Raw genomic sequence first — 22,333 nt, 5'->3', positions numbered from 1 at the left:
TCTGAACGATAATTGAGGCTTTTCAGGAAATTCCGTAACGCTTTAACTTGCGGGCCACAGTCGATTGATTAATACCGAGCGCGTCGGCAACCCGATATTGATTTCCATGTTCCTCCATCGACTCGGCCAACAAAGACCGCTCAAAACTATCCATCGCCTGCTGCAGAGTCAAACGTTCGGTTGGCAACGCCCCTTTCGAGGCATTACCGGCAATCCTTTGCGGCAGATCCTGGATATCGATGACATCACCATCGGACATAACCAGAATACGCTCGCAGACATTCATCAACTGGCGGACATTGCCCGGCCAATCGTAAGCCAGCAGAACATCCATGGCCGCTCCGCTTATACGCTTATCAATGCCATTGCGCTGACTGAAGAGCTCGACATAATGCTGAATCAGCGGGACGATACAATCTCTGCGCTCGCGCAGCGCCGGAATAGTCAAGGGGATAACATTCAGACGATAATAGAGGTCGAGACGAAATTCCTTTTTCTCAACCATCTCTTCGAGATCACCGTGGGTGGCAGCAAGAATCCGCACATCGACCTGCTTGGCCTTGGTGCTGCCCAGCCGCGTCACCTTGCCATCCTCCAAAAAACGGAGCAATTTCACCTGTGATGAGAGTGGCAATTCGGCGATCTCATCAAGAAACAGGACACCGCCATCGGCAAGCTCAATATGGCCTGGCTTGGCTGCCTGAGCACCGGTAAAGGCACCCTTTTCGTGGCCGAACAGCTCCGACTCAATCAGCGTTTCCGGTATCGCACCACAGTTGATCTTAATCAGCGGTTTGTCGGTCCGCTTCGAACGCATGTGAATCAGGTCAGCAAACAACCCCTTACCTACCCCTGACTCTCCGAGAATCAACACCGAAGAATCGGCCTGACTGACCTTCAACGCTTGGTTTAGCGCCCTGATCATAGCCGGACTCTTGGCGATTATCTTGGTTGAGGCAAGTTCAGCCTGCTGCATCTCTAAAATCTGATGCTGGAAATGACTACTGATCGCCGCCTGCTCCTCCAGTTTGCGCTGCATCTCGTCCATTTGCGTAATGTCGCGCTCACTGACAACAATCTTTACCAACGTCCCTTCATCATCAAAAATCGGCGTGCCTGACTTGATCAACTTACGCCCTTCCCTGGTCGAGCAAAGAAAGCTGACCGCTTCTTTCTTTTCGATCACCTCCAGGGAGGCAGAGCGTTCAATCAAGTCGGTCTTTACCAACTCATACATATTGCGGCCGATATAATCCTCTGCCCGAATATTGTTAATCCGCTCGGCAGCAACATTAATGCGCAGCACATTCGCCTGACCGTCGAAGACCCAGAGACCTTCATAACAGGAATCGATTATGACCGAGAGTTCCCTGGAAAGTTCCTTAAAATCACGCATTTTCCGCGCAATAACTTCAATGTCAGTATTCTCGGAAAAGACACAGATCGCGCCGAAAACCTTAGAACCAGAAAGAATCGGACTCACGGTGACATGAAATTCATGCCCTTCTTTCAGCACCGCAAGTTCGGAGCGCGGAGTTTTATCCCGCAAGGTCGCCTCGACCTGAGCCCATAATTGCGGGAAATGGTCAACCAGAGAACTACCGGGATGAATATCCAAATTCTGCCTGATAACCCGGTCAGATAAGAGAACAGCACCTGCGTTGTCGACCGAAAGTACGCCATCACCACCAACATTGCTCTGCGTCTGATTAAAGGCATCTCGGTGCTGCAGATGATCTCGTTGCAGCTCAGCGTTACCTGTCAATTCCAAACCACCAGCCATATTTAACAATCCTTTTTCCAAAGCCCAAAAATCACAACCCAACAATTCCATTTTGCATCGACACATGCAGTTGCGAATCATATAAGCATGGCAGCATCAAAAATTCAAGCGGCGCAACATTTCATAGCAAAACCAGTCTAACCAATCTGACATTTAACGGCATAAAAATCGACAAAAACAATAGACGAGATCTAAAAACTGCATTACGATTGTGCGGATGAAAAGAGACCTACTATTTGACCATCAACCCGGCGTTGACTTGCGCAAGGAAAAAGCACTGAGAATGATTTCTGAGGGCTGCAGCCATGCCGAGGTCTGCCTGCAACTTCAGGCCAGCCACAACACACTGACCAACTGGATCAAGTCCGGACTCCCCACAGGAGATCCCGATCTCGACCAACTCTCGCTGGTTGACGGCTTGAGCGAGCGTGAACGCCAAAGCGGATAAATCCGGATAAGCAAAACGAAGAAACCTACCAGCCATCCCCACCCAGCAACTGCCCCACAAAACCCAACATTTCCCCCTCGAAACAAAGTGACAAAAAAAGCGGTGCACCCTCGGGCCAGCATTGCCGCCCCCAAAGTACACCGCTTATTCGTGTCAACATTTTGCCTGTTGAACTACCAGAGACTTAGCCCAGGTAACCGATCAGCAAAAATCCGATACCGGTCAGACCGGCACCCAAGAAACCGTACGGCATCTGGGTCACAGCGTGACGATAGTTATCGCAACCCGAAGCGGCAGAACTGAGAATGGTCGCATCGGAGTAGAAACAGATGTGGCTGCCCCAGACACCGGCCGAACAGACGGCACCGATGCAGACATAAGGGTCAGCACCGATAGCAACCGCCAAAGGCACAACGATCGGCACGGCGATGGCGTACATGCCCCAACTCAAGCCCATGATGAATTCAGTGATGCCGAGGACGATAAAGACGATCAGTGGCATCAGTTCCGGAGTCATGATGGTTTTTGCGCTATCGATGACGAAAGTCATGAAGCCGATCTGCTCATTGACATTAGCGAAGGTGAAAGCCAGCACCACCATCAACAGCGGGAAGAGCATGTTCTTGATACCGCTGACACAAGCGTCGAAAAACTCTTCCGGTCCGAGAATACCCTGGGGGATGTAGAGCAGGAACATGAACGCTACAGTGCTCAGCACACCCATCTGCATGTCGATATCAAAATAGATGGTCGAAGCAATCAAAAACGCGATCGGCAAGAAAAAGTTGATGATCTTCGGTTTCTTGACCGTCGGTGACGGGCCCTCGCCATCACTGATATCCATCTTCTCCGAACCGGGAGGAGCAAGAATACCGTCCTCCTTAGCGCGTCGTTCCGCTTCCTTCATTGGTCCGATGTTGGGGACAATCCCCAGAATGACCAACAGCACCAGAAGAACGGCAATCCAGCCATAAAAATTATAGGGGATGGTCTGAATGAAGTACTTCAGCCCTTCACCTTCGGCGGCAGCCCCAGACTGCTCGAGCAGACTGGCGATATAAACCGCCCAGGTGGAGATCGGGATCAGCACGCAGACCGGCGCGGCGGTGGAATCGACGATATAGGCGAGTTTTTCGCGGGAAACACCGTGTTTATCGGTGATCGGCGCCATGCAGGAACCGACCGTCAGGGAATTGAGGTAATCGTCGATAAAAATGACGAGACCGAGACACCAGGTCCACAGCAGGGTGCTTTTTCTGGTTTTCGCCTTGGTGGCGACCCAGTCACCGAAAGCGGCGGCGCCGCCACCCTTCTGAACTAGGGCGATAATACTGCCCATTACGCCGCAGACGATGAACAACCACTGGGTGTCACCATCGGTCAGCACGCTAACCAGAGTCTCATTGACTTGCCCGAAGAATTCCAGCTTGTAAGCCATAAAGAAGGCCAGCAGCGAGGCCAGGGTCAGGCCTTCGAGAATTCGCTTGGTGTAAAAGATAAAGGCCAGCAGAAAGATCGACGGAATCGCTGTAAGAGCGCCGAAGCTTTCCACTTCCGCCGGGGTCAAAACGGTAATAAGTACAAAAGCGATGGCCAGAACGATATACTCGATCACGGTTCTCTTGACCGAGGTCGGCTCCATTTCCGCGCCGACCTTTTCTAGTGTTTCTTCACTTCCATAACTCATACTACTCTCCTTCCACGGAGTATAATGCTTACCCCGCGACAAAACTTACTCCAAATCCACGACAGGAACCAGCTAAACATTCCCGTCAGCCGTTGTTGACAACAGCCACGTCAATTTCTTTGCCGATCTCAGGTTGCCCCGCCCGGCAACAAGAGATCAGAAACTGAAAGTGATGTTCAGGCCACCAACAAACTCATCGTCAACGCCTTCGTCTTCGGCATCATCAGACAGGGCATCCGAAAAAATAGCTTCACCAGTCAAGCTCCAGTTATCATTTAAGACATAGTCGAGAGTAGCTGTGGCTTCGTAGTTGTGGAATGCGGAGTAATCACCAGCAAAGTAACTCTCCTGGTTGTAGCTGACCAGTGCCCCAAAAGTCAGAGCGGTCTTTTCGTTCAGCTCAAACCCATGACTTGCGCTAATGGTATAGAAAAGCCCGGCCATCCCGTCATCACCAGGAACGTCCCAACCGTAGGTGACATAAACTTCCGGAGCAAACAGGACATCAAAAGCGACTCCCACATAGGCCTCATTCTCTGACTCATTGGCATCATCTGCAAAGCTGTAGGTATAGTGACCGGTACCCAGGCTCACGGAGGTAATTTCCCCCGCGCTGAAAGTGTAATCGATATAGAAATCGGTCTCGTTGACCCCACTGCCATAATCATCAGTGGCGCTGAGTTGCGCGTTATTCCAGACGCTGAGGGTAAACCCGTAAGCGCTCAGATCCATGCCGCCCTGAAGGACAGCCTTACCATCACTGTAATCAAAACCCTTGGACAGATACTTGCTGTAGACACCGACATAGGCATCACCTTCAACTTCGATGGCAGCTGTCGCAACAGAAGTCCAGCCGACCGCCATGGCCAGCAAAAAAGCCAGCACAATTCCAGTTCTTCTCACCTGATACATTTCACAACTCCTTTGAAAATGGGAGAGGTTAAACCCTCGCTATAGAAAGAAGAGCCTTGCCTAGCCGAGACCTTTTTTCAGCTGGGCTGCCCTCATTTGCACGTTGCTTCATCTGCATCCCCTTGAGTTTGATCAACTCAGGGGTCTTCTCGGTAAAGACCAGCGCACCGGGGAAACATTCCTTAACGCAGGCAGGATCACCACCGCAGTTGTCACACTTGGCAGCGACATTTTTCGCATCCAGTTCGATCATGCCGTAGGGGCAAGCAGCGACACAGTCACCGCAGGCGGTACATTTATCCGCGTCTATCACCACCACATCGTCGGCATTGCGCGAAATGGCAGCGCTCGGACAGGCCTTGTGGCAAGGGGCGCCCGGACACTGAAAGCAGACGCTCGGCGCCGCGAACCCTTTATGCGGAAAGTTGTTAATCTGAATCCGAGCCTGGGTCGGCGCAAACCGTCCGATCTTCATGGCCGAACAGACGTAGGCGCAACGGCCACAACCGGTACATTTATTCTGATCGGCAAATAGCGCTTTACTCATAGATTTATTCCTCCCGTCCTTAAAGTTGATCCAGGCCCAGTTCAGCCAACTTGGCTGCTCCGGGCTGTCCCTGTTCGTCCCAACCACGCTGTTGGTAATAGGACTGGAGGGCGGCAGAGAAATCTTCCGGATTAAAAGTCCGGCCGGCGTTCGGTCCCTTTTTCAAAGGATTCTTCAGCACCTTTTCCGGCAGACTGTCGTCCTTGACGCCAAACCCGTTGCGCTGATTAAACAGTCGCGACAGAGTCCAGATCCGCTCTCCGGCCTGATCCAGCTCAGCGGCAGTGACTTCCTCACCAAGGCCCACCGATAACAGATCGGCGGTAATTCCGGAGTTGACCGAGCCCCAGAAATCGCAGTAGCACATCGACCATTTGATGGCGTTGAAGTTCTGCCCGGCAATGACATCCTTGATCTGTGTTTCGATATCGAAGGGGGTTTCAGAGAAGATGGTAAAGGCGCGCAAGTGACAGGCACCGCGCTCGCTGGTGGCATAAGAGAGCCCCATGCCATAGTTGCCGCGCGGCTCATAGGCCGGCATCTCCAGCCCCTTGACCTCCATCGAGAGATCGGCGCAGTGATATTTTTCAGCCAGTTTCTTGGCACCCATGGCCAAGTCGCGACCACGCTCGGTCGACAGGGTGGCGATCTCGTCAACCAGAGTCAGATATTCCTGGGCATCGCCGAACTTGATACCAAAATCGTGGCGGCCGCTCTCGGTCATCTCCATCGCCATACTGATGGTGCTGCCACAGCTCATAGTGTCAAGGCCCAGATCATCGCAGACGCGGTTATACTTGATGACCGCTTCCAGATCGTGGATCTCGCAGTTGGTACCACCCAGGCAGAGGGTTTCGTACTCCGGCCCTTCAACTTCTGCCTCACCGATGCGGGTGAATTTACCGCAGGCCAAGGGACAGCCGGCGCAGGCACGGTCGGAGAGCTTGGCCGCCTTGATGGCGTCGGAATTAAGACTGTCCTTCTGCTCGCTGATCCCGGCCGTATAATTTCTGGTCGGGTGGATACCGAGCTCGTTGGTCGCATCGACCAGCACCGCAGTGCCGTCGCTCTGCGCCCAGAGGTTGTCTTCGGTAAATAGGTTTTGGGTTTTATGGTGTGTGATGCGCTCGATAAACTTCGGCATGTCAGCTACCGCGACAGACTGGCTGCCCTTACAGATGACTGCCTTGAGATTTTTCGAACCGAACAGAGCACCGGTGCCACCACGCCCAAACTGACGGTAGGACTCGGAACCGATCATGCTGTAAGTGATCTGGTTTTCACCAGCCGGACCGATGGCCAGGGTCTTGGCGCCGATCAGACCGACTTCCTCTTCGAGACATTCTTCGGTTTCGAAAATCCCCTTGCCCCTCAGTTCACTGGCATCTTCCAGCGTCACCTGATCGTCAACGATCTTCAGATAGACCGGCGAATCAGAAGCACCCTTGATTATCAGCCCATCGTAACCGGCATATTTAAGTTCTGGACCGAAGGCGCCACCGACATTACTGGTGAAGATAGTTCCGGTATGGGGGGATTTGGACACCAGACTCAAGCGTGAAGTCAAAGGAACCAAAGTACCTGAAAACGGCCCGGTCATAATCACCACGGCGTTATCGGCCGAGAGCGGATCAACTTCTGGTTGAACTGCATCCCAATAGTAACGTAGCGCCAGCCCCCAACTTCCCCAGTACTGCCGGATCCACTCCTGGCGCAGGGGTTCGGTGCTGATCTCCTTCGTGGTCAGATCAACAACCAGAAGCTTGCCTGCGTAAAGATTCATGCTTTTCTCCTTCGTTCATGGCGAACTCTAGAACCCTGTATTACTCAGGAATTCAGAGGTAAAAAAAGCCGGTCAACGACAAACATGTTGTCGCTGACCGGCTATCGTCATTTAGGCAATATCCTTAAAGGTGTCCTCGAGGCGGTTGAGAATCTCGTCGATCAACTCATAGGGGATGTTCAGCGCCGGCTCAATACGGATCGCCTTGGCGTTGGTCAGGGTCCCAGCGGTCAGCACCTTGCGGTGATAGAGGCCGGAGGCAACCTTGTAGCCGGTCTCGTCGGTAACGAACTCCATAGCGATCAGCAAACCCTTGCCACGGTAACCTTCGAGAACGGTCGGGTACTTGATCTTCAGTTCTTCCAGCTTGGCCATGATGTAGTCACCCTTCTCGGCAGCCTGACGTGGCAGGTCTTCCTTGAGCATGACGTTGATGTAGGCCAGAGCAGCGGAACAGGCCAGCGGGTTACCACCGGTGGTCGAGGTATGCATGAATGGGTTCGGCTCCATCACTTTCCAGATTTTCGGCGAAGCAACAAAGGCCGCCATCGGCATCACGCCGCCACCGAGGGCTTTACCGAGGGTCATGATGTCTGGAACCACGCCCCAGTTATCGACGCCGAACAGTTCACCGGTCCGACCGAGGCCAGTCTGGACCTCATCAGCGATCAGCAGGATGCCGTAACGATCACAGATCTCGCGAACACGTGGCCAGTAATCGGCTGGCGGTACCACTGCACCTGCTTCACCCTGAATCGGCTCGGCGATAAAGGCGGCAATGTCGTCACCAACCTGCTCACAGATGGACAAAAGCTGCTCAAGGGCGTCAGCATCACCAAAAGGAACGTGACGGGTGTTACCCAAAAGCGGCATCAGCGGCTTGCGGTAGCAAGCCTTGCCCATCACCGACAGAGAACCGAGGCTCTTGCCGTGGAAGGCGGCGGTGGTAGAGATGAAACCGGTTTTTCCGGTGTAAAACTTGGCTAACTTCAGCGCACCCTCAACCGCTTCGGTGCCGCTGTTATTAAAGAACATGTACTGCAGGTCGCCCGGGGTCAGGTTGGCCAGCACCTTGCCGAGGTGAGCACGCAGCGGGTCGAGCATTTCCTGAGTGTACTGGGGACTGCGATCGAGCTGAGCCTTGACCGAAGCAACGATCTCCGGGTGACGGATACCGGCAGAGTAGATACCGAAACCACCTAAGGCATCAATAAACTCGCGACCCATGGCGTCTTTAATCAGCGAACCCTGCCCTTTCCATTCGATGGAAGCGAAGTCGCCAGCCTCGGTGACCGACTTGCGATACTCGAGAAAACCTTTATTGATGTAATTGGCAAAGTTTTCGGTCGTTTCGGTGGTCAACTGCTCACGATCTTGTTGGGTCACCTGCTCTTCAGGCTTGGTGATCAGATCAACCATCCGTCCCGCTTCGGCACCGGCAAAACTGATATTACGAAATTCAACACGCTCATTTGCCGTTGCTTCTGCTAATGACTTATCTCCACCGTCAGACATTCTTTTCTCCTTTAAATCATGATGTTTACGGAATCTCTGCCTGCTTGACTGCAAGCGATTTCCGCTATGAATGGACACCTTAAAAACACAATAGCGTTCTATTTCCTCTGTCCACTTGAGCATGAGCCATGCCATCAAAGAAAAAGAGCGCCGCCAGACAGGCGAAAGGGAGTGGTAAATTTACAGCAGAAGAAGACAGCTTAACCAAACAGGAGAAAGGACTTCAATTCAGTCACTTAAAGATTCTTTAGGCTTCTTATCTCGATAGAAATAAAAGAGTTTATCGAACTGATAAATTTTCTTTTTTTTACTTCAATAAACCACAGGTTTGGATATTTCCAAGCAGCGCAAAAAAGATGCAACCATGCATTAAGGAACGAAACGGTAACGCAGATAAATAAGCATCCAAACCTAAACATCAGCGGACATATTCGAGGCCAATCGCTACACGACCCAATAACAAGGCAATAGACATAGCGACTAAGCTACGTTTGAGTTACCCTGAACAAGAAGCCGTAAACGTCAACGACTCACCGCGACAACCTGAGATTTACAATTCTGACAGACAAAGATTGCATTGAAATCGTATACAAGTCCGACAATTGCTGGACGATGGAGTGAAAGTAACACCTATTGATTCCACAATGCATCGACAATGCGTTACGGAATCACAATGACCACCATTATCAACCCCGCCCAAACCTTCCAGCACGAAACTCATTTCCACAAAATCAGCTAGTTACCGCCCCTATTACGATTTATGTACGCATTGGTACGTTCCTTGATCATTAGCCATCTCTTCAAGTACCAACCTGCTGAATACGGTTTGCTGCGAACCATTCGCGCTGGTCGGTAATCTACGGCTCTACAGTGGCACCTTAAATGATCAATTAATTGTCTCTTAATAACCAATGAAAGCGACTCACGGAAAATGTCTGCAGTTAGCGATTTTCTCGAAAACAGTGCCACCGACGGGCGGCTTTCCATCGCCTGCCAAGATGAGGCCATGTTGCGCTTTTCGTTGAGTCACGCCGAAATCGAACGTCAATCGCTGCAAGCCGCACTCCTGCCAGTGCGCTACCAGCGCAACAACTCAACCATCAGCGTCGCGCAGCAACTGAAGCTGTTTTCCAGCCGAGTTGCCGTGGTCGGCTGTGGCGGGCTGGGCGGCTACATCATCGAAGAACTGGCCCGACTGGGAGTCGGTGAGATCACCGTCATCGATGACGATGTTTTCGAAGAACATAATTTGAATCGCCAACTATTTGCTCATCCCCAGGTCCTTGGCCAGGCCAAGCCAACGGTTGCCGCGCAACGGATTAGCGAGATCAACCCTGCGGTCACGGTCAAACCGATCACACAGCGATTTACCGGCACCCTGAACTCTGAGCTGCTCGCTGGAGTGGATGTGGTTGCTGATGCGGTCGATAACGTCAGCACCCGCCTTGAATTGGCACAAACCTGCCGGGAGCTGAACATCCCGCTGGTGCATGGCGCGATCGCCGGTTGGTACGGACATATCTGTACCGTCTTTCCCGAAGACCGATCGCTGGAAAAGATCTACCGCAACTGGCAAGGCGGAGCAGGAATCGAACAGGAATTGGGCAATCCAGCCTTTACCCCAGCAGTGATCGCCAGCCTTGAGGTTGCCGAAATCTGCAAAATCCTGCTCGGCAAACCGGGACTGCTGAGAAACAGAAAACTGACCATCGATCTCCTCGCTATGGAAATCGAAGAGGTCCCGCTCTAAACAGCAGAGGGAAAAGGTCGATAATCTCTTTCAGTAACGAAGCGCAGACCTGCTGTTGAGGCGCAATAAACCGGTCGTCGCACGTTGGACCAGTAATGGCTACAGCTACCAGGCAAAGGGCTCAATCAGCTCCCTCGGCCAGGACCATGTCTTTGTCACGCTGGCGGAAACCGTCGGCAGCAACGCGCAATTCAAAAAAGGAAAACAGCTCAGGATTCCACGCTTTGCCGACCAGACCCGCTGGTCATCACGCAACGGTGTACAGCTGATCAATAGAAACGAGTCAGGCTAATCGAAACCAATTGCATTGGGCACCGCTGCCACGAGCAAGCATCAGGCAGAACGGTCATTCAACAAAAAAATAGAGGAGATAAAAATGCTAGATGGAGATCTCGCACCAAAGACAGGTAACATTCGCAGCAATAAGTCCCTGACCCTGCACGCAAAAAAAGAGAAGTACGTTGCCAGAGGGATTTCAAGCCTGGCGCCGATTTTTATTGAAAAAGCCGACGGTGCCATCCTTGAGGATATCGACGGCAACAGCTACATCGATTTTTACGGCGGCATCGGTGTCATCAATGCCGGCCACTGTCCGGAGACGGTCGTAAACGCCATCAAAGAACAGGCGGACAAGCTGCTGCACAGTTGTTTCATGGTAGGCATGTACGAGCCCTACGTGCAACTGGCGGAAAAACTCTGCCAGATCACACCCGGCAAGCACGACAAAAAAGCGATGTTCGTCAACAGCGGTGCCGAAGCGGTTGAGAATGCCATCAAGATCGCCAAGGCCTACACCAAACGGCCCGGCATCATCGCTTTTGAAGGCGGCTTTCACGGTCGCACTCTGTTGACCATGACCCTGACCAGCAAGGTCAAGCCGTACAAACACGAATTCGGCCCTTTCGCCCCTGAAGTTTATAAGGCACCGGCCGCTTACTGTTACCGCTGCGCCTACAAGTCGAGCTACCCGGAGTGTGGCATGCACTGCCTGGAGCACTTCGAGCGCTTTTTCATCTCTGAGGTCGATCCGGAGAATATCGCCGCTATGATCATCGAGCCGATCCAGGGCGAAGGTGGTTTCGTCGTACCGCCGAAGGAATTTCTCGTCGGCCTGAAAAAAATCTGTGAAGAGCACGATATCGTCTTTATCGCCGACGAGGTGCAGTCCGGCTTCGCCCGCACCGGCAAAATGTTTGCCTGCGAGCACTTTGACGTCGTTCCTGACCTGATGACCTTGGCCAAAGGGATCGCCTCTGGGATGCCGCTGTCTGCCGTGGTTGGCCGCGCCGAAATCATGGACGCACCGACCGCAGGCCGTATCGGCGGTACCTACGGCGGCAACCCGGTGGCCTGCGCCGCCGGACTGGCGACCATCGAGCTGATGGAAAAGGAAGATCTGTGCAGCAAAGCCGAAGCGGTCGGCAACAAGATCGTTGCGCGCCTGAAAGAGTTGCAGCAGCAGTATCCGCAGCTCGGAGACATCCGCGGCCTCGGTGCGATGGTCGCGGTCGAACTGGTCAAAGACCCAGCAACCAGAGAGCCGTTCAAAGCGGCCGTGCCGGTGATTATCGAAGAATGCTTCAAGCGCGGTGTGCTGACCATGGGTGCCGGCATCTACGGTAACGTGGTGCGATTTTTGCCACCAGTGGTGATCAGCGACGAACAGCTGAACAAAGGCTTGGATATTTTCGCCGAAGCGCTTGAGATCGCGCTTAGCTAACCGGCTGATGTTACTGGCGGGCGGAATTGTATAGCGATTCCGCCCGCCGCTACGTAAAACAGGGTAATTCGATGAGCCAAGGGATAACTATTCACAGCCAACCGGCGGTGAGCGAATCAATCTCAGTAAAAAAAATCGTCAGTCCTTATCAGTCGATCGAGATAAAGCGTCACGCCAGTTACGGTCACCTGCTGGTTATTGATGACGACCTGCAGATTGCCGAATCGGATCACGCTTACGGCAAAGCGATGGTTGCTCCGCTGCTAGAACTCGATCAGGTGGGACGGGTGCTGATTATGGGTGGCGGTGATGGCGGCGTACTGCAGGAATTGCTCAAGGCGGCTGACACTTTCGGCTGGCCGTTACACGAAGCAGCGATGGTCGACATCGATGGCGAAGTTATCGAGACCTGCCGGAAACACCTGCCGCGCTTAAACGCTGGGGCCTTCAATGATTTAAGAACTAAAGTGTTGATCAAAGATGTCTTCAGTCACATCAAGCAGCAGCAGGGACTTGATGCCGTGATTTATGATCTGACGATGAATCCAGTTCGCGAAGGACAATCGCGCAGCGAGTTTATTGCCGAAACACTTAAGGACATCGCTATCAGCCTGCGGCCTGGAGGATTACTGAGTATGCAGTGCTGCGGCGAAGGAAAAATCGGACCACTGCTGGGCAAAGAGAATCAACTGTTGCTCGACGAGATCCGCTGTCAGGTCGACCACTTTTTTATCCAACGTCAGGAACAACAGGTGGCCGTGCCTTCATACCATGAAGACTGGACCTTTCTCAGTGCCCATAAGCGCTAAAGCAATCAAGCCCAAGTTAACCGCGAGGATAGTCCGGACCATAGCACCATCTCCGCACCCACAGTTCACACAATGCAATGGCACCGCAGAGACATAGCGTCCTGCGGTGTATTTTTAATCCCAAGGAGAAACCACATGTCGAAACGTCAAGAAGCCCTCGATTATCACAGTAAGGGGCGCAAAGGTAAGATCGAAGTTATCACCACCAAACCCTGTGCCACCAGTCGCGATCTGTCGTTGGCATACAGCCCCGGTGTCGCTGAGCCCTGCTTGGAAATTGAAAAAGACCCCAATACTGCCTACGAATATACCGCCAAAGGCAATCTGGTTGCGGTTGTCTCCAACGGCACCGCGGTGCTCGGACTCGGCGATATCGGTGCTCTGGCCGGCAAGCCAGTCATGGAAGGTAAAGGCGTGCTGTTTAAAAGCTTCGCTGATGTTGATGTCTTTGATATCGAGCTGAACACCAAGGATTCTGATGAGCTGATCCGCACCGTCAAGCTGCTCGAGCCGACCTTTGGTGGTATCAACCTGGAAGACATCAAAGGGCCTGAGTGCTTCTATATTGAAGAAGAGCTGCAGAAGATCATGGATATCCCAGTCTTCCATGACGATCAGCACGGTACAGCGATTATTTCGGCGGCTGGCATGGTGAACGCCGTGGAGATTATCGGCAAGAAGATTGAAAAGTGCAAGATTGTCGTCAACGGTGCCGGTGCCGCCGGCATCGCCTGTGCCAATCTGGCGATCACCATGGGGATCGACAAGAATAACGTCATCCTCTGCGATACCAAGGGCGTTATCTACAAAGGCCGCACCAACGGCATGAACGACTACAAAGAGCGCCTGGCTGCCGACACCGAAGCAAGGACTCTGGAAGAGGCGATGGTCGATGCCGATATCTTCTTCGGTGTTTCCGCCAAGGGTGCCTTGACCACCGATATGCTCAAGTCGATGGCCAAAGATCCAATCGTTTTTGCCATGGCCAACCCCGACCCGGAAATCACCCCTCCGGAAGCCAAAGCCGTACGCAGCGATGTCATCATCGGCACCGGTCGCTCCGATTACAACAACCAAGTTAACAACGTGCTCTGCTTCCCATTTTTGTTCCGTGGTGCCCTCGACGTTCACGCCAGTGCCATTAATGACGAAATGAAACTGGCTGCGGTTCACGCTCTGGCCGCGCTGGCCAAAGAGGACGTCCCCGATTCAGTGCGTCGTGCCTATGCCGGCGAAGAGATCAAGTTCGGCCGCGAATATGTTATTCCAAAACCCTTCGATCCTCGGGTGCTATTGCACGTTGCTCCCGCTGTTGCTCAAGCAGCAATGGATTCCGGCGTCGCCCGTCGTCCGATTGAGGATATGGACAAGTACCGCGAGCGTTTAGAAGCGATGCAGGGTCGTTCGAAAGAGATCATGCGCACCATGATCAACAAGGCCAAAGCGGATCCGAAGCGTTTGGTCTTCCCTGAAGGCGACGAGGAAAAAATCCTCCGCGCCACTCAGGTCCTACTCGATGAAGGAATTGCCCAGCCGATCCTGCTCGGCAACCAGCAGGAAATCCTCAGCAGAATAGATGAACTGGGTCTGGAATTAGAGGGCGTAGAAATCATCGATCCAGAAAAATCTGACAAGCGCTGCAACTACATTGACGCAATGTTTGAAAAACGTAAGCGCAAGGGAGTCACCCTCGCGGAAGCTAAAAACAAAATCAAAACCAACCGTCATTACTACGCTTCGATGATGGTCGAGATGGGCGATGCCGATGTGGTTCTGGCTGGCATCAATCACCACTATCCGGAAACCATTCGCCCTGCCTTGGAAATCATAGGCAAAAAAGAGGGCCTGTCAAAAGTCCACGGCCTGTACATGATGGTGACCAAAAAAGAGACGGTTTTCTTTGCTGACACCACCGTCAACATGGATCCGAGTGCCGAGGAAATGGCCGAAACCGCAATTCTAACTGCGGAAAAAGCCAAACAGTTTGACGTCGAACCGAGGATCGCCATGCTTTCCTTTTCTAACTTCGGCAGTGTCGACCATCCACAGTGCCAGAAGGTAAGAAAAGCCACAGCCCTGGTCAAAAGTCAGGCTCCAGAGTTGACCGTCGACGGAGAGATTCAAGCCAATGTCGCCCTCGATCCGGAACTGACCGCCGCCCAATACCCCTTCTCACAAATCAAGGGTGACGCCAACGTCTTTATCTTCCCTGACCTGAACTCGGGCAATATCAGCTATAAGCTACTCAACAAACTGGGCGGCGCTGAAGCGATCGGGCCGATTTTGATGGGAATGAAAAAGCCGGTTCACATCCTCCAGCGCGGTGACGATGTATCAGACATCATCAACATGGCGGCAGTCGCCGTGGTCGATGCGCAGGAAGCTGCTGAAAACTAAACCAGCGCCTGAACCGGAGTTACAGAAGGCTCTGTTCGCGAATTGATCAGATTGCTTGAATCTCAGCAATAATTCGCGGACAGAGCCAGTTTTTTTATTGGCTCCGTTGGTGAGTTATTGCTGATGCCAAAATTCCTAAGGATATGTGCGAACCTTTTGATAGGATATTTGAGGTTCGGATTAAAGGGTGGTTGCCGAGTTGAGCCTATTGCGGCCAACGCTCCATAGTTTTGGCACAAGGTGGGTGGAGATCATAATTTCCTATATTTGCGAATGCAAGACTCGAACAAAAATTACCACAAAGAACTTTCTGCTATTTTTAAATTGTGATAAAATGGGTCGTAAATTGATTTCTCTTTTAAGTTTGATGCCTTAACATACAAAATGAAAAGGAGTTGTCAAATGGAAAGAGATCTTGTTTATGACACGATTAGAAGTCATCAACGTTTTTCCGGAAAGCCTCGCGCATTGGTCTTGGTGCAGGACGAGGACGACAATCTGCCTTACCACATTGTTCAGATTGGCAATGGCGGACTCTCCTTCCGTTACCTAGGGGAAAAACTAAACTATTCGGGAATTTCCAAAATAAGCCTCTATCACGAAGATCAGCTCATTGTCGATTCAATCCCGGCTAAACCGGTCGCGGATTTCCGTATTCGCGACGATTATTTCGTGCCGGTTCGTTGCCGTTGCGTATGTTTTAAAGAACTGGCAGACGAGCAGAAGCAAACTTTGGACTATTTTATCCAGAACTATACTGTCGCGTAGCTCTGGATGGCGATTTTTGTTGGGTGTTGAGTATTCGAGAAATCACCATCCGTAAGACAAAAAAGGGATTCCGGCCCGATAGACTGTTGGCCGCATGAATCCGGAAACTATTTGGGGCGACTTGGCTACGAAATGCCCTGGTTTAGCCGATCCGCGGTTGATGAACACCATAGTTTTGAGACAGGCATCCGTCACATCTTCCACGATTTAATTCTAACCACACCCAGAACTGATCGTGAATAGTTAACGCCTGCAGTTTGTTTATTTATGGTGGTTTGAGTGGACGCTATTTGAAATGAATTTTCTGAACACCTTCTATTTTTGCGAGATCCTTACTTAAGGCTCTACCAATTTTGTCGCTGTGTTGTGTTAGGACTAACCTATAGAGAATGCTGTTTTCAATAATGTTTATGTCAGCTTCAATACTGGAAATGCGCAATTTCCGCTCTGAAAAAACATATTCAAGTCGGGGGTAGATATCGGGTTCCGCTGTTACTGTTACATTGAGATGTAAATAGCGATCTTTTTTGAATTTCGGTTCCAGTTTTTTGAGAATGAGCAACGAAAACAAGGCTACAAAGGTTGCTATCGTTCCCGCACTTACCATCCCCATACCGAAAGCCATACCGATGCCTGCGACCATCCATAGGCAGGCTGCAGTAGTCAGCCCGCGGACATTAAAACCCTCTTTAATAATGACTCCCGCACCAAGAAAACCAATACCTGTGATAATTTGGGCTGCGGCTCGACTGGGATCAAGACGAACTACTCCAGTCGCAGAGAGATCTCCATATTTAAGGTAAAATGCCTCGGACAGAATCATCATGAGACAAGATCCCGCTGAGACCAGTAAGTGTGTTCGTAATCCCGCAGGCCGACCGTGCTTTTCCCGCTCAAAACCGATGACCCCACCGGCCAATGCTGCCAGCATAATCTTGAGAAAGACCACCAGTTCGTAACTATCTAAAAGAGTTGCAGAAAAAAACATAGGGATTCCTGTACGGTAAAGGGTTAGTAACTGTAGCATCTTCTTGTGCGGCCCCAACAGAGAAAATATCTGCTTAAATCATTCGTTGGCATGACAATGCTGTGTACAAACACGAGGAGAGGTCACGGAAAAAACGGTGGAATGGGTGGAGCGATTGAAGTCGTGACTTATGGCAGGACATTTAATGGGAAAAACAAAGACAGATTGGCCTGTCACAGGGGGAATTGTCCAAAACTAGTGACTTAAACCTCACCCTTCTATTTTGAAACACCAAAATCGGCCCTTTCGCTTTACTGTGATTTCAATAGGTTAGCGGAAGGACCTTTTTGTTACGGACTTTCGAGACGATCCAGGGGAGAATAGTTGTGTAATACCGGATAGGTATGAAGTTGAGTGGGGCCGGCAGGTAATGATTTTGGTTGAAAGGGCTTCTGAATCGGATATCTGGACGGTTGGATGTCGATCAGTTCCATACTTTTGAGACAGCCATCCCGTCACATCTTCTAAATTTTGACAATTGTTTTCAACCAGCCATATGTATCCCTGCGAATGAGCGATATTTAACAAATCCAGTACTGACCGACTTTCAGATCCATAAAACAACCCAGGTCAATTTACGAAACGATTTCATCAGAATAGGCAAATAGGAAATGATGCCGACCTGTCTCTGTTTAGTGCTCTGAAAAGGCCCATACCCGTAGCATTCTTCTTGAATTAGTGTATATTAATCGAACGTGGTCTTGGGGCAGCTTAGAAGTGTGATTCTGTTACTCTACGCTTCTGTTTTAGATTATTACTCGTATTTGCCAACAAAAGGAGAATGCTGATGCACTTACTAAAAAATGGATTGGTTGTAGCGTTATTGTTGCTGGTGACGGTTTTTTCCGGGTGTATTCCCACTGGACAACCATTCGCACCAATCAAGGAGATGACTAACGACCAAGCAGTTATTTATCTCTATCGCCCCTTCAATATGGTTGGTGGGGCCAGAATGTACACGATATGGGTCGATCAACAGGAGATGGGGAAGCTTTCCAATGGAGCTTACGAACCCTTTGTCGTTGTCCCGGGTACTCATACTGTAGAACTGAAAGAGGATGCAATGCTGCGCAAGGGATATGAATTTGAAGTCACCGTGCAGTCCGTCGCCAATGGAACCAGTTATTTACGTTTTGGCAGTGAGTGGGCAGGTGGCAAGGCTGACCTAAAGACAGTTGATGCCTCAATAGCAACCCCCGATCTCGAAAAGTGTAAAAATTACTAAGAGAACCCTTGTGAAGATACTTCACTGGTAATCTGGTTATAGATTCTGGATAGAGAGAGCTTCTCTCTACCCCCTGTTGCCCCGGAAACTACCAATACCAGAACAAGGCGAGTCTCGGCCTGCTTAAACAGGCTGAGGCTTTCATACAAAGTTAATCACAATGCATTCCTGTTTGAATTAAGGAAAAATCGTACAATTTCGACATCAAAAACCAGAATTTTACTTCTGGAAATGGATTTTGGGTCGATTCCTTCTGGGGATGGTATGGGTCACGGACCAGATGTTGGCTCCGGCGAATGGAAGTCTGTTATTGAGTTCAAACTCGGCATCCGGGGCAATCCGAACATCCCAGATCGTAATAGTCCAGAATGGTGCAACGATATCAATGCTTCCATTAAAAGTAGATGATCCTAACCAACCACTGAAGCGGACTAACCGATGCTGTAGTGGTTCGGTAGAAGGTTTCTACTCAATTGAAAGTTTTCGGGCAGCCGCTTACGGGGAAAGGCAATCTTAAATATGGTAACAAAATGAAAACAGATCCTAGCTGGGGCTTTTTCGTTTTTTTATCTCGAATATAGTAATTGAGCCGGTAAGATTGTCTCGCTGCGGGGTAGCTCAAACTTTAGCAGGATCTTTGCTGAATACGGTGACGTTCACATCGATCTGAGTGGTGAGAACACTGAGTTTTTTGAGTGCGTCCTGTCGCTCCAGCGAGGTGTGCCAGACATGGGGCGTCATGCCGAGAAGTTGCTGGATGGACTCACCCTGGAGATCGAGGGTGAACCGAACCCGCTCTTCGGAGATGCGGCGGAAGTGGCTGGCCAGCTTATCCACGGGGGCGAAGGGTTGTGGGCGGATCTGATCGTAGATCAACTCGCGCAGGGATAGCAGGTGATCAGGGCCGGTTGTCGTAACCACCAGAGGGGCGTTGGCCTTGAGGACGCGGGCATACTCAGCGGATTCGAACAGAGTAAACAGGGCAGTCATGCCGTCGAGTGAGCTATCCGAAATGGGGATGCGGGCGGCGGAGGCCACCACCCATTCGATACTTCGACTTCGCTGGTTGGCGGTTCTAATCGCCTCCTTGGAGATGTCGATTCCCATCCAGTCGGCCTGTTGACCGTTCGCTTCCAGTGCCTCTTGCATAAAGACAGTGTAGTAGCCTTCGCCACAGCCCATGTCGAGAAGGCTGCCGCTGCCCCCATCCAGGTGCGACAACAGTGATCGGGTCACCGCTTCTGCAATGGGCTGGTAGTAACCTGCGTTAAGAAACGCTCTTCGGCCCCAGACCATGGCCTTATCGTCGCCGGGTTGCCGGCTTTTCTTGTGCTGGACGGGGAGCAGGTTGAGGTAGCCCTGACGTGCTCGGTCAAAGCGGTGCCCCTGCCTACAGGCAACATTTTTCTCATCGGGGGCAAGGGGTTCCTGGCAAAGCGGGCAAAGTAGCATCATACGGTGATCCTCATGGCTGTGAACTGTTGAGCACCAAATCGGACACTCTACATGCCGTCAGGCTTGGAGTCAATTCAGCCACCGGCTTCGCTTTCCAAGAACGAAATAAGCCTCAGTCCAGATAAACTGACTGAAGCTTTGTTGCCCGTCCCAACAAGACGCTCCTAGACCTGATATAGCTCCAAGGTAGGTAGGCACGTCAGAGCTATATGACAGACATAAAGGGCTATTTGCTGCCGCATACGCTACAGCGAAAATTCGGAGAAAAAATAAACCTAAGAGCGATCCATATTCCCGCGGTGAAAAGACCCAGAATTAAATCTCCGCCGCCTATGGGCTTCACACGGCGTTTAAATTTTGTTTTCTTACCACAAGCCTTGCATAGCTTCTTTATGGATTGCGTTCGATGCATAAGCCCTCCTGTTGAGATAACATATTTTGCTGTGAATATATTTAATCATATCTTTTGAACTTGTGCTCTGGATTCCTGAACATCGGCTGAAAAGGATTTCATGAGTTAGACACAACTACTTCCAAAAATCTCTCAGCAAAAGTTCCTTATTTGAATCTGTGAATTGATAGTTAAACCTCATAGTATTACTACTCACTTGATCAACCTCTTCTGTGAACATCCCTATTTGAAAGCCAGTAGGGTTTAAACCTTCTAATAACTTGTAAACCTGGGCATTAACTTCGTCAGGGGTTAAGTGCCGATTATTGATTTCAGATTTCATGTTTCTTGCGTACAATGAATTCTCACAAGGACGAATAGAGAGTAAGGTCAAATAATTTATGTCAATGTTATGTAATAGCTCCAGAGTGCCAACAACGTGCTCTTCTGATAATCTCAAGCCACCCACCCCTGGCATTAACATCGCGGACACTTCGATTTCAGCTTCAACCAACATCTTCGAAGCTTCAATCATTTCATTGCGTGTGCAATCCTTACACACATAATTTAAGACGTCATCAGCCCCACTCTCCACCCCCCAGTAAAGCATGGAAAAACCCGCTTCCTTAAGCATTTTCAATTCGGCAACAGACTTCTTCAATATCGAAGCAGTCCTGCCATAAAGTGAAATCCTCTGCGGGCGAAAGATGCCACTCGCATAATTTAATGATTCCAGTAATAAATCGGTATCAACCCCTAACGAGTTCCCACTGCCAATAAACAGCCTCTGAATCCTTGATTTTTCAGAACCTATAGAGTCAGCAACCCTATCTGTGTGTTCTCTGAACTCGACAAGCGATTTCGTTACAGGGTCCATCCCAGAATATTCAGTGCAGAAAGTGCACCTATTATAATCGCACCCTGTGGTTAACTCTAAACGTAAAACATGAGATTTTCTCTCAGAAGGAGGCGAAGACAAACTATGAGAGCTAAACAAATTAACATTCCTATAGGTCTCATCCAACTTAGGAGCAATAACGGAAAAGATTCGGCTAGGAACACTAATAAAATCATCACCTTCAGTTTTTATGAAACCTTCTTCAACTAAGAATTTAACCGCGAGGTTCGCCGCAAAAGAATAAACCGAAGAATCAATACTGGATCTCATAGTCCTCAGTATGGAATCATTGTAAAAATATTGGGCAACGCCACTAAAATCTTGATGTCTATCTAGAAGGCTATCAACGGTTAAAACCTGAAGTTCTTCATCAGGGATTTCCATTGAAGGCATATTTACGCCATAACGCCCAGCACTGGAGTAAAACCTAACCTTTGAGACACCATCTGATTTTGCTGTGATAAAACCTTCACTTCCAGGCTTAACATAGCTAGCATCACTATCCAGCCTCACACTAACCCTGGCACCTTTTTCTAAAGTGGTAAAATCATCAATTTTTATGTATTGAATAAAAAGTGGGAGCAAATAATTTTCAAACTCGCGGCAAGACATGTATCTTAAACTATCATCATGACAATCGATTTCATGATTTATTCTGGCTGCTAAATCAAGAACAACATTTTCTATAACTCCATACCTGTCATTTGATTTATCAAAAAGTGACTCTATGCCATCAAAGTAAGGCAATAAGCTAGAAATGCCATGATTCGTAAATTTACGAATTAATTTATCTTGGTTGACTCTCTGACCGTCAACTTGTCTTAACATCCACAATAATTCATTATGACTAACAAACATATGTTCACTGCTCGACAATATTTTTAAATAAATTAGATTTTTGCTAAAAGGTGAAGAAATCAAGTTTCACAATACAATACTATTATTAACAGATGAAGCGATAATAGTTGTGTCCGATATCGGCATTGGTACGATATCCCGAAATTTCATCAACATATCTTGGACCTACCAGTATGCGAATATTCCAGGAGCCTAGGAGGGACGGGCATAATTTTATAAGTACCGCAAATTTCCAAACTAGCCCCCTCCCCCGATTTGTCGGTCCCAGATTTCAGTATTTCCATGTCTCATCATATGGTCTCCCCCCTTAGGCAAGTTCTTTGTGAGGAATGAGAGGGACAAGCTTGATGGGAAAAGCTG

17 protein-coding genes are annotated in these 22,333 nt (G+C 50.1%); 8 read left to right on the top strand and 9 right to left on the bottom strand.

Features of this window, described 5'->3' with window-relative positions:
• Positions 1 to 22 precede the first annotated feature (22 nt).
• Entirely contained in the window at positions 23 to 1,783 is a 1,761-nt protein-coding gene (locus ACZ5PT_RS14360; protein WP_464263717.1) for a sigma-54 interaction domain-containing protein, read from the bottom strand.
• Between the two features lie 217 nt (positions 1,784 to 2,000).
• Here ACZ5PT_RS14360 and ACZ5PT_RS14355 point away from each other — a divergent pair, with 217 nt between their 5' ends.
• Entirely contained in the window at positions 2,001 to 2,231 is a 231-nt protein-coding gene (locus tag ACZ5PT_RS14355; RefSeq protein WP_464263716.1) for a hypothetical protein, read from the top strand.
• 184 nt (positions 2,232 to 2,415) lie between these two features.
• On the opposite strand, the gene ACZ5PT_RS14350 is transcribed toward ACZ5PT_RS14355, so the two are convergent.
• The 5 genes from ACZ5PT_RS14350 to ACZ5PT_RS14330 all read right to left on the bottom strand — a co-directional run bounded on the left by ACZ5PT_RS14350 (position 2,416) and on the right by ACZ5PT_RS14330 (position 8,675).
• A complete protein-coding gene (locus ACZ5PT_RS14350; protein WP_464263715.1) occupies positions 2,416 to 3,918 on the bottom strand; it encodes a Na+/H+ antiporter NhaC family protein in 1,503 nt (500 codons plus the stop codon).
• Positions 3,919 to 4,074: 156 nt separating this feature from the next.
• On the bottom strand, positions 4,075 to 4,830 hold the full coding sequence (locus tag ACZ5PT_RS14345) for a TorF family putative porin (RefSeq protein ID WP_464263714.1): 756 nt from the start codon (positions 4,828 to 4,830) through the stop codon (positions 4,075 to 4,077).
• Between the two features lie 28 nt (positions 4,831 to 4,858).
• Complete coding sequence (locus tag ACZ5PT_RS14340) at positions 4,859 to 5,377, bottom strand: 4Fe-4S dicluster domain-containing protein (protein ID WP_464263713.1); 519 nt, start codon at positions 5,375 to 5,377, stop codon at positions 4,859 to 4,861.
• A gap of 19 nt (positions 5,378 to 5,396) precedes the next feature.
• The gene (locus ACZ5PT_RS14335) at positions 5,397 to 7,160 is read right to left on the bottom strand and encodes an aldehyde ferredoxin oxidoreductase family protein (RefSeq protein ID WP_464263712.1); all 1,764 of its coding nucleotides are present in this window, start codon (positions 7,158 to 7,160) and stop codon (positions 5,397 to 5,399) included.
• A gap of 111 nt (positions 7,161 to 7,271) precedes the next feature.
• Positions 7,272 to 8,675: a putrescine aminotransferase gene (locus ACZ5PT_RS14330; protein ID WP_464263711.1), complete on the bottom strand. Its 1,404-nt coding sequence runs from the start codon at positions 8,673 to 8,675 to the stop codon at positions 7,272 to 7,274.
• Between the two features lie 931 nt (positions 8,676 to 9,606).
• On the opposite strand from ACZ5PT_RS14330, the gene ACZ5PT_RS14325 reads away from it, so the two are divergent.
• From ACZ5PT_RS14325 to ACZ5PT_RS14300, 6 genes are all read left to right on the top strand, one after another.
• Positions 9,607 to 10,425 carry a HesA/MoeB/ThiF family protein gene (locus tag ACZ5PT_RS14325; protein ID WP_464263710.1) on the top strand — a complete coding sequence of 273 codons (819 nt, stop codon included), beginning with the start codon at positions 9,607 to 9,609 and terminating at the stop codon, positions 10,423 to 10,425.
• 55 nt (positions 10,426 to 10,480) lie between these two features.
• The gene (locus tag ACZ5PT_RS14320; protein ID WP_464263709.1) at positions 10,481 to 10,717 is read left to right on the top strand and encodes a hypothetical protein; all 237 of its coding nucleotides are present in this window, start codon (positions 10,481 to 10,483) and stop codon (positions 10,715 to 10,717) included.
• Positions 10,718 to 10,801: 84 nt separating this feature from the next.
• A complete protein-coding gene (gabT, locus tag ACZ5PT_RS14315; RefSeq protein WP_464263708.1) occupies positions 10,802 to 12,145 on the top strand; it encodes a 4-aminobutyrate--2-oxoglutarate transaminase in 1,344 nt (447 codons plus the stop codon).
• 71 nt (positions 12,146 to 12,216) lie between these two features.
• Positions 12,217 to 12,954: a spermine/spermidine synthase domain-containing protein gene (locus tag ACZ5PT_RS14310; RefSeq protein WP_464263707.1), complete on the top strand. Its 738-nt coding sequence runs from the start codon at positions 12,217 to 12,219 to the stop codon at positions 12,952 to 12,954.
• A gap of 135 nt (positions 12,955 to 13,089) precedes the next feature.
• On the top strand, positions 13,090 to 15,351 hold the full coding sequence (locus ACZ5PT_RS14305) for an NADP-dependent malic enzyme (protein ID WP_464263706.1): 2,262 nt from the start codon (positions 13,090 to 13,092) through the stop codon (positions 15,349 to 15,351).
• Positions 15,352 to 15,753: 402 nt separating this feature from the next.
• Complete coding sequence (locus ACZ5PT_RS14300; RefSeq protein ID WP_464263705.1) at positions 15,754 to 16,119, top strand: hypothetical protein; 366 nt, start codon at positions 15,754 to 15,756, stop codon at positions 16,117 to 16,119.
• A gap of 286 nt (positions 16,120 to 16,405) precedes the next feature.
• On the opposite strand, the gene ACZ5PT_RS14295 is transcribed toward ACZ5PT_RS14300, so the two are convergent.
• Positions 16,406 to 17,107: an MgtC/SapB family protein gene (locus tag ACZ5PT_RS14295; protein WP_464263704.1), complete on the bottom strand. Its 702-nt coding sequence runs from the start codon at positions 17,105 to 17,107 to the stop codon at positions 16,406 to 16,408.
• Between the two features lie 826 nt (positions 17,108 to 17,933).
• Between ACZ5PT_RS14295 and ACZ5PT_RS14290 the strand changes: the two genes are divergently transcribed.
• Positions 17,934 to 18,371 (top strand): DUF2846 domain-containing protein, encoded by a 438-nt coding sequence (locus ACZ5PT_RS14290; RefSeq protein ID WP_464263703.1) that lies wholly within the window; start codon positions 17,934 to 17,936, stop codon positions 18,369 to 18,371.
• Positions 18,372 to 18,989: 618 nt separating this feature from the next.
• Here the strand turns inward: ACZ5PT_RS14290 and ACZ5PT_RS14285 are convergent.
• Complete coding sequence (locus ACZ5PT_RS14285; protein WP_464263702.1) at positions 18,990 to 19,826, bottom strand: putative RNA methyltransferase; 837 nt, start codon at positions 19,824 to 19,826, stop codon at positions 18,990 to 18,992.
• A 527-nt stretch (positions 19,827 to 20,353) separates the two neighbouring features.
• Positions 20,354 to 21,973, bottom strand: coding sequence for a radical SAM protein (locus tag ACZ5PT_RS14280; protein ID WP_464263701.1), 1,620 nt, complete (start codon positions 21,971 to 21,973; stop codon positions 20,354 to 20,356).
• Between the last annotated feature and the right edge of the window lie 360 nt (positions 21,974 to 22,333).

Source organism: Desulfuromusa ferrireducens, assembly GCF_055389805.1.
The sequence above is the reverse complement of the archived record's forward strand: the minus strand, read 5'-3'. Positions and strand labels throughout refer to the sequence as shown.

Excerpts from the sequence above, each read along its gene's own strand:
- ACZ5PT_RS14280 (WP_464263701.1), bottom strand. The coding sequence starts at position 21,973 with ATGTTTGTTAGTCATAATGAATTATTGTGGATGTTAAGACAAGTTGAC.
- ACZ5PT_RS14285 (WP_464263702.1), bottom strand. The coding sequence starts at position 19,826 with ATGATGCTACTTTGCCCGCTTTGCCAGGAACCCCTTGCCCCCGATGAG.
- ACZ5PT_RS14335 (WP_464263712.1), bottom strand. The coding sequence starts at position 7,160 with ATGAATCTTTACGCAGGCAAGCTTCTGGTTGTTGATCTGACCACGAAG.
- gabT (WP_464263708.1), top strand. The coding sequence starts at position 10,802 with ATGCTAGATGGAGATCTCGCACCAAAGACAGGTAACATTCGCAGCAAT.
- ACZ5PT_RS14310 (WP_464263707.1), top strand. The coding sequence starts at position 12,217 with ATGAGCCAAGGGATAACTATTCACAGCCAACCGGCGGTGAGCGAATCA.
- ACZ5PT_RS14360 (WP_464263717.1), bottom strand. The coding sequence starts at position 1,783 with ATGGCTGGTGGTTTGGAATTGACAGGTAACGCTGAGCTGCAACGAGAT.
- ACZ5PT_RS14355 (WP_464263716.1), top strand. The coding sequence starts at position 2,001 with ATGAAAAGAGACCTACTATTTGACCATCAACCCGGCGTTGACTTGCGC.
- ACZ5PT_RS14340 (WP_464263713.1), bottom strand. The coding sequence starts at position 5,377 with ATGAGTAAAGCGCTATTTGCCGATCAGAATAAATGTACCGGTTGTGGC.
- ACZ5PT_RS14325 (WP_464263710.1), top strand. The coding sequence starts at position 9,607 with ATGTCTGCAGTTAGCGATTTTCTCGAAAACAGTGCCACCGACGGGCGG.
- ACZ5PT_RS14290 (WP_464263703.1), top strand. The coding sequence starts at position 17,934 with ATGCACTTACTAAAAAATGGATTGGTTGTAGCGTTATTGTTGCTGGTG.
- ACZ5PT_RS14295 (WP_464263704.1), bottom strand. The coding sequence starts at position 17,107 with ATGTTTTTTTCTGCAACTCTTTTAGATAGTTACGAACTGGTGGTCTTT.
- ACZ5PT_RS14330 (WP_464263711.1), bottom strand. The coding sequence starts at position 8,675 with ATGTCTGACGGTGGAGATAAGTCATTAGCAGAAGCAACGGCAAATGAG.
- ACZ5PT_RS14300 (WP_464263705.1), top strand. The coding sequence starts at position 15,754 with ATGGAAAGAGATCTTGTTTATGACACGATTAGAAGTCATCAACGTTTT.
- ACZ5PT_RS14345 (WP_464263714.1), bottom strand. The coding sequence starts at position 4,830 with ATGTATCAGGTGAGAAGAACTGGAATTGTGCTGGCTTTTTTGCTGGCC.
- ACZ5PT_RS14305 (WP_464263706.1), top strand. The coding sequence starts at position 13,090 with ATGTCGAAACGTCAAGAAGCCCTCGATTATCACAGTAAGGGGCGCAAA.
- ACZ5PT_RS14350 (WP_464263715.1), bottom strand. The coding sequence starts at position 3,918 with ATGAGTTATGGAAGTGAAGAAACACTAGAAAAGGTCGGCGCGGAAATG.